Genomic DNA, 12951 nt, shown 5'->3' with positions numbered 1-12951 from the left:
CCCTCCCCGGCCGTTTGCTCGTCCGACCCTCCCGCAAGCGGGAAGGTGTTATCCAGATGTTTAAACCCAAAGACTCGTGTTTGCCTGCTTAGCAGGGGGGGGCACGGAGTCTCCCCGAGAAACGTCTCCGAATCTGAAGTTGACGTTTTGCTACACTGACGAAACATTGGCTCGCGACGTTGTCCTCGGAAGTTCCCGTTATGGGGGGCTTCAAATCATTTAACGTGGAAGGGGCGGTCGATCTGTGAGTCGGTTAAGTATGGGGCTGTTCAGAAACAAGGCATGTGAATTTCTTTGATGTTGCGACAACGTCGGCTCGTGCCTGAATTAATGGATGATCCGGGGCTTGACGTCGATCGTCATCACACGGCACTAGCGGGATTGCGAAGGATCAATTATTTCAGTCGCAGCGTTTCGGTCCTTTGGTCAGCAATATGTGCCGAGCGAACTCGGTTAAACAATCGTCCCCTACGGATCTTGGACGTTGCTTGCGGCGGAGGCGACACTGTCTTTTCGATCGCTCGCCGGGCAAAGCAGAGTGGTGTTGAGTTAACGATTGACGGTTGCGACATCAGCGAACAAGCATTGCGTTATGCCCACCAAAACCCTGCAAACGTGAACCCGCGGCAGCACAAGTTCATTCAAGCGGACGTGATTGCGGACGACGTTCCAGAGGGATACGACATTGTGATGAGTTCGCTATTCCTCCATCATCTTACCGAACAAGATGCGGTCATTTTGTTAAAGAACATGGCATCCAAGTGCGAGCACTGCGTCCTCGTCGACGATCTGAGACGTACATTGAGCGGGTATATGCTCGCTTGGGCTGGCTGCCGTCTACTTTCCCGCTCAAAGATCGTTCATTTTGATGGACCGCAATCGGTCCGCGCTGCGTTCACACCATCGGAAGTCTTGCGTTTAACTGAGCAAGCATGCATGCGGCCGATCGAACTAAAAAGACATTGGCCACAGCGTTTCCTTTTGCGTTGGGGAAAGACATGATCCATGATGTTCAGGCTAAACTCGATGGACTAGAGCGACATTGGGAATGTGTCGTCATCGGCGGAGGGCCAGCGGGAGCAATTGCGGCGATCTGTTCGGCCAAGGCTGGACTGAAAACGTTGCTGATCGAACGACACGCACTCGGCAAACACAAAGTTTGCGGGGCATGCTTGAACCATCGCGCATTGCGCGTTTTGACGTCACTCGGTCTACATGACGCCGTGCGTCGTCTTGAGGGGCAGTCCACGCATTCGTTTTGGCTGAAAGGTTTTGGGGGTGAATTGGAGCGACGTGTTCCAGAAGGTTTGGCCGTTTCACGTAGCCGGCTTGATCGATTGCTAGTTACTGCGGCAATCGAAGCAGGGGCGTCGGTGATCGATCGTGTGACGGCGACAGTTGAAGCACCAGCGAGCAGCGCGGCCGATGCGCAGCCAAACGGAACGCGTGGCGTTCGACTGAATTCGGTCAGGCAACAAAACGAAATTTGTATTCAGGCGAAAGCCATCGTTGTTGCGGACGGTTTGGGACATCCAAGTCTAAAGTCGACTGAGTTCGAAGAACGCATCGCAGAAAGTTCGCACGTTGGAATTGGCGCGGTTGTCATCGAAGGACGTGATTCGATGCCTTGGGTTCGCCCGCACACCATTCACATGGCGGCAGCGTCTGGGGGATACGCGGGGCTTGTATTGGTCGAGGGTGGCGATGTGAACTTGGCCGCCGCTGTCGATCCAACGTTTCTGCGTGCATGCGGATCACCCGAAAAGGCCTTTTCGGCGTTATTGGGTGAAGCGGGGTTTCCAAGCCTTCCGGCGTCAACAATGTCGCTTGGTGATAGGCGGCAATGGCGTGGAACGCCGTCACTTAGCAGGTCGATCAATCGGGTGGCAAGCGAACGTGTTTTTGTCGTCGGGGATGCTTCTGGTTATGTCGAACCATTCACCGGGGAGGGGATGGCATGGGCAATGCACGGCGGGGCCCTCGTCACACGATCGGTCAAAATTGCTGTCAGCGGGGACCTTGAGACTGCAGAAGCAGATTGGGCACAAGATTGGCGTCGTCAGATTTACCAAAGTCAGCGGACGTGCCGGCGTCTAGCTTGGTTGCTTCGCCACCCTACGGTCGCGAAATTTGGCGTTTCGATTGCGGCAAGATTTCCCAAGCTAACCGGGCGATTAATCGACCAATTCGATGTCGAGTTATCGGCGTAGCATCATCGAGTTTGCGACGTTGGCTCATAAATTGCCAGACGCTGTTTGAGGGGACTTTGATTTTGCCGATGTCATTCCTTGGATAGGCCCAGAGCGACATCGAGTCAAGACAGAATGGCGCGGTCGACTTCAAACGCGACGTACAAGTTCAAGCGTGACGTACAGAGCTAACATGCGACGTACAGAGCTAACATGTGCGTGGCTTACATTGGAAAGCAAGATGGGTTTTAAGATTGAAGGGTTGGGGACGGCGACGCCGAAGTATGGGGTCGCACAAGAGGACGCCGCTGCGATTGCGGAGACATTGACAGGAGACACCGAGTCCCGATCTCGAGTGATCAGCGGATTGTATCGACGGTCCGGAGTTCGTTTTCGGCATAGCGTTGCCGTCGAGTCCGGCAGACCTGGGAGAGATAACGTAAAGCAAAACGGTGAAAGCGAATCTCTTACGCGAGCCGACGCGTCGATACCGGCAGCAGAATCCGAAGAAGGGTTGGCGGTCGCAACCATGGATTCCATACAAACGGGATTGCTGCGGCATGTCGAACACCAACAGTCTGTCACTCAATCGTTCTATCCGCCTGCGAGTGGACCTGACGATCGCGGACCTTCGACCGCGACTCGGCTAAATGCTTATGAAAAGCATGCCGGTCCGTTGGCGATCGTGGCCGCACGACGGGCAATCGAGTCCGCCGGTTGGCAAGCCAATGAGGTGACTCACTTGATCACCGTATCTTGCACCGGATTCGCGGCCCCGGGAATTGACCTCGCCCTTATCACTGGCTGCGGACTAAACCTTGGTGTCCAACGAACTCACATCGGCTTCATGGGATGCCATGGCGCGATCAATGGTTTGCGCGTTGCGAAAGCGTTTGCGGAAGCCGATCCAAATGCACGGCTTTTAATTTGCGCGGTCGAATTATGTTCGTTGCATCAGCAGTACGGTTGGGATCCTGAACACATCGTTTCGAACGCGTTGTTTGCCGACGGCGCCGCGGCAGTCGTAGGGCAACGGACGTCAAACGCGTCAAGCGTATCGGAAAACCGCAGCGAGCGCGCACCGAGCGTAACGGCAACCGGCTCTACGCTGCTTGCCGAAACGGACGACCTGATGGGATGGCGAATCGGCGACCATGGCTTTGAAATGTCGTTGTCGGCGCAGGTCCCGGCTGTGATCGAACGGTCGCTTCGTGAATGGATGACACAGTGGTTGGCCGAACACGATTTGACGATCGATCGGGTTCGAAACTGGGCGATTCATCCGGGAGGCCCAAAGATCTTGCGATCATGCGCAAACGCGTTATCGCTTGAAGAATCCCAGTGGGCCGCGTCGACATCGGTACTGGCTGATTTTGGCAATATGTCTTCACCAACAGTCCTCTTTGTCCTCGAGCGTCTGCTAGACAGCGATCTGTCATTAGGTGGTGATGGTTCTTTTCCATGCGTGATGTTGGCATTCGGTCCTGGCCTTTCGATCGAAGCGGTCCTACTTCGTTAAAGGTGCGGTCCAATCAACACTTCGGGGCGCATGCAGGATCCGCATCGTAGAAAGGTTGAGCAGAGCGAGCAACAATCGAGTAAATTGCAACGATCGGTTGCTTCCGGATTGGTCCGACCCCGCTGCTTAGTCGATTTGAGATGAACTTGCATCGCCGCTGCGTCAGTCTGCTTATTCACATTTGGCTCTTCGTCATCATGCCCGCTTCGATCAATGCCCAGAATGCACAATCCGATCCCTCTCAACACGCGACCTGGGCGATCGCATTGCATGGTGGAGCGGGGTCGCTACCGAAGGATTTACCCGCCGAAGTCGTTGCTCGATATCGTGACGGGTTGCGAGCAGCACTCGATCGCGGGATTGCGATTCTGAAAAGCGGCGGCACATCGTTGGACGCAGTCAACGCAACCGTCAACGCGCTCGAAGACAACCCACTCTTCAATGCCGGTCGCGGTGCAGTGTTTAACTCGGCGGGCTATCACGAGCTGGATGCGTCGATTATGGACGGGGCAACACTGGAAGGTGGAGGGGTCGCAGGCGTCAAGCAAATCAAAAACCCAATCAATGCGGCGCGTTTGGTGATGGAAGATCGATATCACGTGCTGATGGCGGGGGATGATGCCGACACGTTTGCGGCCGACCGAGGCTGCGCGACCGTCGATCAGCCTTACTTTTATACCGAGCGTCGATGGAAACAACTCATTAAAACAATGTCATCGATGGACTTGGAACCACCGACTTCGCCGGCCTACGAGGTGCCTTCGGATCAAAATCTGAATGATTCGGGTGAAGCTGACACCGGAGAAACGGTTGGCTGTGTGGCGTTGGACAGCCACGGAAACTTGGCCGCCGCGACGTCAACTGGCGGTCGGACGGCAAAACGCTACGGCCGAGTAGGCGACTCACCGATTTTGGGGGCCGGAACTTACGCGAATAATAAGACGGCGGCGGTCAGCGGAACGGGGATCGGAGAAGAATTTATTCGCCACTCGATCGCCGCACGCGTCGGGATGCGAATGGAGTTAGCCGGCGAATCCGTCGAGGCTGCTTGTCGCAACTGCCTCGAGGAAGTGTTACGTCCCGGGGATGGTGGACTGATTGCGGTTGATCGCACTGGAAAAATATTTCTTGGCACGAATACACCGGCGATGTCGCGTGCTTGGGCACACAGCGACGGTCGATTGGAAATTGCGATCTGGGAATCGCCTTTGGACACGGCTTCGGGGACAGGCAACGAGGCAAATTCACGCTAGTTTCCGTTCGGATTTCATTTTGGATTGGCCGTGTCGTGCGCGTCATGACTCGGCCGTAACAAACGACCAATGTCCGATCGAATGATCAATCGCGCGTCAGATTTTTGCGGGAGCAAAGCATTCGCCCCGAGAGGGGGCCAAAGTCAATGTCCGCGCCGTGTGGCGATGAGCAGGTAGGGAAGGGGAAATAGGCGAGTCAAAAAATGGGCGTCGTATTCAGAACAAACGAGATCATCGAATTTAGGCGATACCCCAGATGGTTTTAGAGGGCTGTGGGACGGGTGACGCAACATCCCGCCTCGCGTAAACTGGCAGTTTGTGGAAGAATAAATTGCGACAAGCGTTTTTGTTGAAAGTCCGAACGATTGCAATAAGGCCCGTCCAATGACATGGGGCCTGCTGTGTGGTCTGCAACGCTGTCTGGTCTCCAGCGTTTAACGGTTCCCAAAGCCGCGTGGACGCCAACGTCGAATGAATTGAAGAGATGAATAGCAGATGATGACGCCGCGTTACTTGGTTTCGTTTGACACACGGCACGCCGTTCATCGATTCACCGACGTCTTGATCATTGGAGGCGGGTTGGCCGGGCTTCGTGCGGCGAACGCGGTCCAACCACACCAACGTGTGCTCGTCGTTACCAAAGACGTCTTGCGTGAATCGAACAGCACGTACGCACAAGGCGGAATCGCCAGCGTGCTCGACCCCGAAGATCGTTTCGAAAATCATATCCGTGATACTTTGGTCGCCGGCGCGAACATGTGCGACGTCGACGTGGTCAACATGGTCGTTCGCGAGGGACCGCGGCGAATCGAAGAATTGGTCAAGTGGGGCACCCAATTTGACTCCGAGCACGGAGAGTTGGAGCTCGGACGCGAAGGGGGCCACTCTCACGAGCGAATCGTTCACGCTCAAGGCGACGCGACGGGGGCGGAGATTATGCGGGCGGTGATCCAGCGGACTCGTTCGCTCGATCGCGTTCGCATTATCGAAAATGCATTCACGTTGGACCTCTTGACCCACGACGGTCGTTGCCGAGGCGCAATCATCACGCAGAACGGCCATGAGCCGATGATGGTTTGGGCCAAAGAAACCATCCTTTGCACCGGCGGTGCCGGACAGGTGTTCCGTGAGTCGACCAACCCGCCCGTTGCCACTGGCGATGGCCAAGCGATGGCATATCGAGCCGGTGCACAGCTCGCCGACATGGAATTCATGCAGTTCCATCCCACCGTGCTTTACATCGCAGGCTCATCACGATCACTGATCAGCGAAGCAGTTCGTGGTGAAGGTGCGCGTTTGGTCGACGCGAAAGGCCGCCGCTTCATGCCAGAGTATGACGAGCGGGCGGAGTTGGCGCCTCGGGATATCGTCAGCCAATCGATTGTCGCCCAGATGCAAAAGACCGAGCATCCTTGTGTTTATTTGGACCTCTCGCACCTCAACCGAGACCATGTGTTAGGTCGGTTCCCTGGAATCGCACGGGCGTGTTCAAAATTCGGACTTGATATCGCAAGCGATCGAATCCCCGTTCGTCCCGGTGCGCACTATATGGTCGGCGGTGTCACGGTTGATCGACAAGGCCGCACCAGCCTGCCCGGACTGTGGGCTGCCGGGGAAGCAACCAGCACGGGACTTCATGGCGGCAATCGTTTGGCGAGCAATAGTTTGTTGGAAGGCCTTGTTTATGGTGCCGCTGCCGGCGAGGCTGCTTCGCGATCGGCTAGCGAAGGTGGCCAAGAGATGCGGGCAATCCCAATTCGGCAATCCGTCTCTTCATCGCTCGAATCCTTCGATATCGACGATGTCCGCGTCTCTCTGAAAAGCTTGATGGGACGTTTGGTTGGTGTACAGCGTGACGGCGACGGACTTCAAAAAGCAGCCGATGCGATTCGGTCATACTCTGCCTATGTGATGAATCACCAGTTCGATGGCATCGCAGGGTGGGAGTTGCAAAATTTATTGACTTGTGCCGCGATGATGGTCAACTCAGCCTTGGTTCGCACCGAATCACGCGGGGTCCATTTCCGAAGTGACTATCCCGAGCGTGACGACGATTATTGGCGAAGGCGTCTGACGACTCAAATCAATGTCGACGGTGGCTACCCACAAAAGGGCGAAATGCTGCCCGCCGAGCCGGCTTCGGTTCGGTGAGCACACAAGTGCTCCAACTAACGTGATTGCCTTGATTTGACTCATCACCCGACTGGCATCAGGCCCGGTCGTCTTAGCTACAAGCCAGGGTCGTCGCGGCTTGCACTACGCGGGAACGCTTTCTGGAATTAAATGCGCTCTCAGACCGGATGCTTTTTCACAGCCCACTTGCTCCATCACCTGTTGCAACTGTTTCTTCAACATCTCAAAAGTGTGATGCCCGCCGTGCTTTCCGAGCGCACAAACACCGAGCATCGGTGTCCGCCCCATGAAGGCGAAGTCGGCTCCACAAGCCAAACAGGCTGCGATGTCAGCGCCGGAATACATTCCGCCGTCGATCATCACTTTCAGTTTGTCACCAAACTCTGGCACTAATCGATGCATTGGAACAACAGTCGATTGACCTCGGTCCAGTTGCCGGCCGCCATGATTGGAAACGATCATACCATCGAGTCCATGTTTGACGGCGATCTCCGCGTCTTCGGGATTGACGATTCCTTTGACGACTAAGTTGCCTTTCCATTTTTCACGAATCGGGGCAATTTTTGATTCGGTCAAGCGTCCCGAAAACGTTTTGTTCATGAACAGTCCCAGGTGCTTCATGTTCAAGCCTTTGGGGATATAAGGCTTCATCGTTTGAAACTCGGGCTTACCCGCCATCAGCTGGCCCCACGCCCAAGTCGGGCTGAGAAACATTTGCAGAATATTGCGTGGGGTCATTCGTGGGGGAATCGATAGGCCGTTGCGAATTTCTTTCGGACGATAGGCGAACGTCGGAGTGTCGGCCAGGATGACCAAAGTTCGGCAACCGGCATCCCAGGCGCGTTCGAGTAACTTGTCACGCAACTCTTCTTCTGCGGGGTGATAAAGCTGAAACCAGAACCGTCCGTCAGTAATCTTAGCAATCGTCTCGATGCTGGCGGTACTGACCGTCGAAAGCGTGAAAGGGAGATTGTGGTCGACCGCGGCTTGGGCCAAGTACTCGCAGGCTTTTGGCCACATCAGCCCCTGTAATCCGACAGGCGCGACACCGAACGGGGCATCGTAAGTTTCGCCAAATAATTCAGTCGTTTGGTCGGCGCCGGCAAAGTCACGGAGGTACCACGGTTTCAGTTGAATCTGGCGAATATCAGAATTGTTCCTCGCCAGATTGACCTCGCTGAAACAGCCCGCCGCCAAATAGTCGTACGCAAACGCAGGCATCCGCGATTTCGCTTTCGCGCGAAGATATTCGACGGATGGAAATTCAGAATTGAAATGGGATTCCATGAGGGCAATCAAGCGTAATTCGGCGGGTCGAGAAGCGATCGCCCCAATCATAAACCAAGAAGTCTGACGTCACCATTCGGTGTAGCAATGGTGAAAGGTGTGTTCTCCGATTCGGGTTGGTAACCGAAGACCAATTGAAATTTCATTTCCAAAGAGAAAGTTTCGCGTGTTTCTTCAGTCCCCCGCCGCGGGGTGAGCTATTCATTTCTCTCGCGAGGCCGAGAAGGAACGCGCCGAGCGTTTGGGAATTTTATGGGGACGACGGAAAAACAATCGAAGGCGATGATGGGATCGTTGATCCCCGGAGATTGATGATCAATCGATGCGTTGGAAAGGTCAGCTAGTCAGTTGGAAGGACGATCGTGGGTTCGGATTTATCGCGACAGAACGCAGTGATCGGCAGGTCTTTGTCCATATCAAAGCCTTTGCTAATCGGGGGCGACGTCCTCAAGGAAACGAGCGTGTCAGCTTCGAAGTCGTGACGGATGATCAAAATCGATTGCAGGCTCGCTCAGTGGCATTCTTGGACGAATCAGCGGCGCCGATGCAATTTGCCAAAGTTAATCCGTTGCCGATGTGTCTGGCGTGCTGGTTCATGTGTTCGTTGGCGGCAGTTACGTGTCTCGGCCGATTGCCGAACTATGTATTCGCGCATTACTTGATTTCCAGCGTGATCACATTTTTCGTGTATGCGTGGGATAAGTCAGCGGCGGTTGCGAAACGTTGGCGAACGGCAGAAAACAGCCTTCACCTATGCGATCTTCTCGGAGGTTGGCCCGGCGGAATACTTGCTCAGCAGCTTTACCGGCACAAAACGTCCAAGCGAAGTTTCCAAGTGGTGTTTTGGATCACGGTCGCAGCCAACTGCGGCGCGGTTGCTCTGCTATTACACCCTAACCGGAGGCAACTCCTCGAAGTCGCCTTGGAATCAGTCAGACAGTAGAGCATTGTTCCATTTGATCGCACGGGGGCAAGGTTTTAGAGGACCGGCTATAACGTCAGTGATGCCAGGAAAGCGTGGCGAACGCCAATCGGCAAATCCCGCGATAGAACCGGAACAAAGTGCTGGGCTGGTGATCTATCGCAGGTCGTCACGGAAGAGTAGCGAATGGGCGGGGCGATCGGTTCGCGTGGACGGCAACCAGACCGATTTACTCACGTGACCGCTTCGAATCTCACGCAATGTCAGGGCTCAGCTTTTCAGTCACCCAAATCCGTATTAACAACGGCTATCGCGAAACCAAAGGCTCGTCGAACTGGCAAGACGTTCGAGGCGATAGGATCGCAGACGCCGGCCGGCGCTAAAGGTCAGAGGGTGAATCCATTTTCGTACCGAATCACCGATGAGCATGGCTGCGCTTGTAAACCGGCATGGTTAGACCACGAAGAAACCCGCATAAAGTGGCTTTCACACGGGTTTTTACGTAGTAGCGGCAGAGGACTCGAACCCCCGACACGCGGAATATGATTCAATGAAAATCCGTGTGAAACGTGAGATTTTTCGATAGTCATCGTTTTCGGGAGCGCATTGGGAGCGCTGAATTTACCGGTTGGTTATTCGCTTGGAGGTGCATTTGGATCCGTCTTGCTCCCCGTCTACGTTGCAACGCGTGCGTAACCACGCTGCCCAAAGTGACTGTTCTCGTTGATATCGACAGTGGGTGGACCCCCTGGGAAGGACCCAACGCTCGCCCGTTCGGCGATATTTGCCGGATGCCTGTGTCAGTTGGGGGATATTACGGTAGGATGAGAGTTATCGCCGGGTCAGTTGTGCTTAACTATTGTCGTTCTGCTACGGAAAGTCCAATTCAGCGCCCGGACTCAACGGTTTGTGAGCCGAAATAGCCGAAGGTCTGAAGTCATTCCTTGTCGTTTCCAGCACCCTACGGAAATCAATCATGACACAATCCAAAAAACGTGTTCTGTTGACGTTCATTCTGTCCCTAGCTTGGATCGGCTGGGCCATTTGGGCCAATGCCCCACACTACTATGACGCACGGGCGATGGAGAAAGAGATTGCTGCCGTCCTTGGCCAAGCAAATGTGAATCTGCAACCGGCACAGGCCGGCTTTCCCTTCGCGTACATGCGATACGACTATTCCAATGCCGAACAGCTTACGATCTACGACACATCACTCTCGGCGATACTTCCAAACGTTCTATTTGCGATTGCGGGCGTTTTTGGCGTTTCACTTTTGGTGATGCGTATACGCCGCGTGTCGATCGGCGGCGTCGTGGCGTTTTGCTGCCTCATGGCTCCTGCGGCATTTATGTACATGCGACTCAATGGATTGCATCCTGATGTCATCAGTTATCTCTATCTGGTACCGTTGATCATGCTCATGTTGTCTATCGCGATGGATACGATCCAGGAGCGAAAGGGGCAGAACAATGGGTTGGACGCGGAGGCCTCGAAAGCGTCTTTTGCGAATGGTTGATCTTTCGCTCGGCCCCGGTCAAGCCTGACGTTCGTCTTATTAAATCTTTTGCAACAATTGAGACAGACCTATGACCCGATTCATGTTTTTGACGATACTGATCTTCCTTAATTCCGGTTGCTTGCGAGCGCAGCCGTCCGAACGCGACGGAATGGATCAGATCACTAAACAGCTCAGAGGAATATTAGAGCGACTTGATTCAATCGAAGCTCGCCTCGAACTTATCGAAGACAGTCTAGGCCTAGGAGACCCAAATGCTGCCGGCATTTTGATCCTTCGTGACGTCGATGCAGCCTCCGTTGTCCCATTTCTAAGCGAAATCCGAGCTTCGATCGGAGAACTCAAACTCACCTTCGCTGTCGACTCAACGAAAAACGCAATCGTCTTTCGGAACGCAATATCTTCAATTCCAGCAACATCTGCGAAGATCCAACGCTGGATACGGAATGCGGAGCCAGGAAAATTGAGAAAGCGGTAAACTACGACGAACCACGCGGTGGAAACGGAGCCGCGGAGTCGCGTTTTTTTAAGTGGATGATCGTTCGCCGCGGCCCGGTGATCGCCAGCGTTCCACCAATAAGTCATGACTGGATCGTACGACCGTCCGTGTCCTCGCTGCGGTGAGCGGTTCAGTGCGTCTACGGACCGCGGCATTTGCCCATCTTGTGGCCTGTTCAGTCGCGTTGACCGAAACGGAGTCGGAATTGGTGTGTTACGCACTTACCATGAAGTGTCACTGAACGACTGGCCCTACGAATCGGTTACCGAACCGTTTGCGTTGGTGCTGCAGGCGTTCGCTGATGGTGGCGGTCCGCTATTTCTTGCCGATAGATACGACGACTACCCTGTCGTCAACTTGGTCCACAGTCAGCTGAACACGCATTTCAGTGAGTTGCGAACAAACGTTGACGTACATGTGCCTGATACGACCTATCGGGATGACGTGACCGAACCCAATGACATGCCGGTCTTTCCGCTTGAATACTCCAATGCTGAACGTGTGTCTGTTCTAACATGGTATGATGGACAGGCACGATGCGACCTTGTTCGTTGTCTTACATCGGATGGTGGTTCGATTGATGCGATACTTGATGGTGACGTATTTTGGTATTGAAGATGGTGGAACCATGCCGTGCACCGAAGGACGGCTTGCGCGGTTTCACAAATCGAAAATCAATCGTCCGTCCTCGGTGACGGCGGTCGTTCGTCAGACTAACGCAAGAATTTACCTCAATGGCAACAAAAGTATTCATTAGCTGGTCCGGTGAACTCAGTCGGCAATTGGCAGAGGCCGTCAGGGAATGGCTGCCTGGCGCACTACAGTTCGTAAAGCCATATTTCACACCCGAAGACATTGAGAAGGGAGCTCGTTGGGGTTCTGACATTGTCAATGAACTTGAGTCTTCAGACATTGGGATCGTTTGCCTCACACATGCGAACACTGATAGCCCATGGATACTTTTCGAGGCGGGAGCACTATCGAAGAGCCTTGAGAAGTCTCGGGTATGTGGCGTACTCTTTGGTCTCGACACTACGGACCTGAAGGGACCGCTAACGATCTTTCAACACACGCGATTCCAGCGTTCGGACTTTAAGAAGCTCGTCAAAACGATCAATGCGGCCGGTGGCGATGCCAAACTTGACGATAACGTCTTCGATAGCGTTTTTGATATGTGGTGGCCACGTCTGGAAGAGAAGGTCAATCATATTCTTAACTCAGTGAACCCAGATGGCGAAGCCTCAAATCGATCCGAACGGGACATGCTCGAAGAGATCCTAGAACTTTCGCGTTTGAATACGCGAAATAGAAAATCTGAAAGAGAGCTACCCTTCGAAATCATTGTTGAACTAATCGAAGGAGTTGAAATGATGATCATGAAGGGCGGGGTCAGAAGTGTCCACGCGATGCGTTTTATTGAACGCCCACTGATGATGTTGGCGGACTATAGCGGGCACCCTGAAATGCACGAGATGATTTTCCGGCTTCGTAAACGCATGGAAATGGAGCGGAAGCCGGCCAAGGATGACGAATAGCGGCTGACGAACAATCGCGTGCACCCGAGTACGCGAGTCGGGCGGTTTTGAAGTTGGGAATCTTTCTCGCGTACCGGGTGACGCGTGACGTTATTTTG

The 12951-nt window shown here is 54.1% G+C and carries 10 protein-coding genes; 9 read left to right on the top strand and 1 reads right to left on the bottom strand.

The annotated features are described in order from the left end of the window. Positions 1–297 precede the first annotated feature (297 nt). From FYC48_RS11615 to nadB, 5 genes are all read left to right on the top strand, one after another. Positions 298–1002 (top strand): methyltransferase domain-containing protein, encoded by a 705-nt coding sequence (locus FYC48_RS11615; protein ID WP_149496863.1) that lies wholly within the window; start codon positions 298–300, stop codon positions 1000–1002. Further along, the gene (locus FYC48_RS11610) at positions 999–2210 is read left to right on the top strand and encodes an NAD(P)/FAD-dependent oxidoreductase (protein ID WP_160149465.1); all 1212 of its coding nucleotides are present in this window, start codon (positions 999–1001) and stop codon (positions 2208–2210) included. The genes FYC48_RS11615 and FYC48_RS11610 overlap by 4 nt, the downstream gene beginning before the upstream one ends. Before the next feature lie 220 nt (positions 2211–2430). Then, on the top strand, positions 2431–3708 hold the full coding sequence (locus FYC48_RS11605) for a type III polyketide synthase (RefSeq protein WP_160149464.1): 1278 nt from the start codon (positions 2431–2433) through the stop codon (positions 3706–3708). 140 nt (positions 3709–3848) lie between these two features. Then, a complete protein-coding gene (locus tag FYC48_RS11600) occupies positions 3849–4961 on the top strand; it encodes an isoaspartyl peptidase/L-asparaginase family protein (protein ID WP_149496860.1) in 1113 nt (370 codons plus the stop codon). 495 nt (positions 4962–5456) lie between these two features. Then, entirely contained in the window at positions 5457–7112 is a 1656-nt protein-coding gene (gene nadB / locus FYC48_RS11595; protein ID WP_149496859.1) for an L-aspartate oxidase, read from the top strand. A 105-nt stretch (positions 7113–7217) separates the two neighbouring features. Here the strand turns inward: nadB and FYC48_RS11590 are convergent, their stop codons facing one another. Continuing rightward, positions 7218–8381 (bottom strand): alpha-hydroxy acid oxidase, encoded by a 1164-nt coding sequence (locus FYC48_RS11590; RefSeq protein WP_149496858.1) that lies wholly within the window; start codon positions 8379–8381, stop codon positions 7218–7220. A gap of 322 nt (positions 8382–8703) precedes the next feature. On the opposite strand from FYC48_RS11590, the gene FYC48_RS11585 reads away from it, so the two are divergent. From FYC48_RS11585 to FYC48_RS11570, 4 genes are all read left to right on the top strand, one after another. Next, entirely contained in the window at positions 8704–9324 is a 621-nt protein-coding gene (locus tag FYC48_RS11585; protein ID WP_149496857.1) for a DUF1294 domain-containing protein, read from the top strand. A 955-nt stretch (positions 9325–10279) separates the two neighbouring features. Continuing rightward, the gene (locus FYC48_RS11580) at positions 10280–10819 is read left to right on the top strand and encodes a hypothetical protein (protein ID WP_149496856.1); all 540 of its coding nucleotides are present in this window, start codon (positions 10280–10282) and stop codon (positions 10817–10819) included. 709 nt (positions 10820–11528) lie between these two features. Further along, a complete protein-coding gene (locus FYC48_RS11575) occupies positions 11529–11933 on the top strand; it encodes a hypothetical protein (RefSeq protein WP_149496855.1) in 405 nt (134 codons plus the stop codon). A gap of 119 nt (positions 11934–12052) precedes the next feature. Further along, entirely contained in the window at positions 12053–12853 is an 801-nt protein-coding gene (locus FYC48_RS11570) for a TIR domain-containing protein (RefSeq protein ID WP_149496854.1), read from the top strand. Positions 12854–12951 lie beyond the last annotated feature (98 nt).

The organism is Roseiconus lacunae (assembly GCF_008312935.1).
Taxonomy (GTDB): Bacteria; Planctomycetota; Planctomycetia; order Pirellulales; family Pirellulaceae; genus Stieleria; species Stieleria lacunae.
This window is presented reverse-complemented; position numbering and strand designations above follow the sequence as displayed.

What these genes read in the sequence shown, in the direction of transcription:
- FYC48_RS11615 (WP_149496863.1), top strand. Translation starts at nt 298, where the DNA reads ATGTTGCGACAACGTCGGCTCGTGCCTGAATTAATGGATGATCCGGGG.
- FYC48_RS11610 (WP_160149465.1), top strand. Translation starts at nt 999, where the DNA reads ATGATCCATGATGTTCAGGCTAAACTCGATGGACTAGAGCGACATTGG.
- FYC48_RS11605 (WP_160149464.1), top strand. Translation starts at nt 2,431, where the DNA reads ATGGGTTTTAAGATTGAAGGGTTGGGGACGGCGACGCCGAAGTATGGG.
- FYC48_RS11600 (WP_149496860.1), top strand. Translation starts at nt 3,849, where the DNA reads ATGAACTTGCATCGCCGCTGCGTCAGTCTGCTTATTCACATTTGGCTC.
- nadB (WP_149496859.1), top strand. Translation starts at nt 5,457, where the DNA reads ATGATGACGCCGCGTTACTTGGTTTCGTTTGACACACGGCACGCCGTT.
- FYC48_RS11590 (WP_149496858.1), bottom strand. Translation starts at nt 8,381, where the DNA reads ATGGAATCCCATTTCAATTCTGAATTTCCATCCGTCGAATATCTTCGC.
- FYC48_RS11585 (WP_149496857.1), top strand. Translation starts at nt 8,704, where the DNA reads ATGCGTTGGAAAGGTCAGCTAGTCAGTTGGAAGGACGATCGTGGGTTC.
- FYC48_RS11580 (WP_149496856.1), top strand. Translation starts at nt 10,280, where the DNA reads ATGACACAATCCAAAAAACGTGTTCTGTTGACGTTCATTCTGTCCCTA.
- FYC48_RS11570 (WP_149496854.1), top strand. Translation starts at nt 12,053, where the DNA reads ATGGCAACAAAAGTATTCATTAGCTGGTCCGGTGAACTCAGTCGGCAA.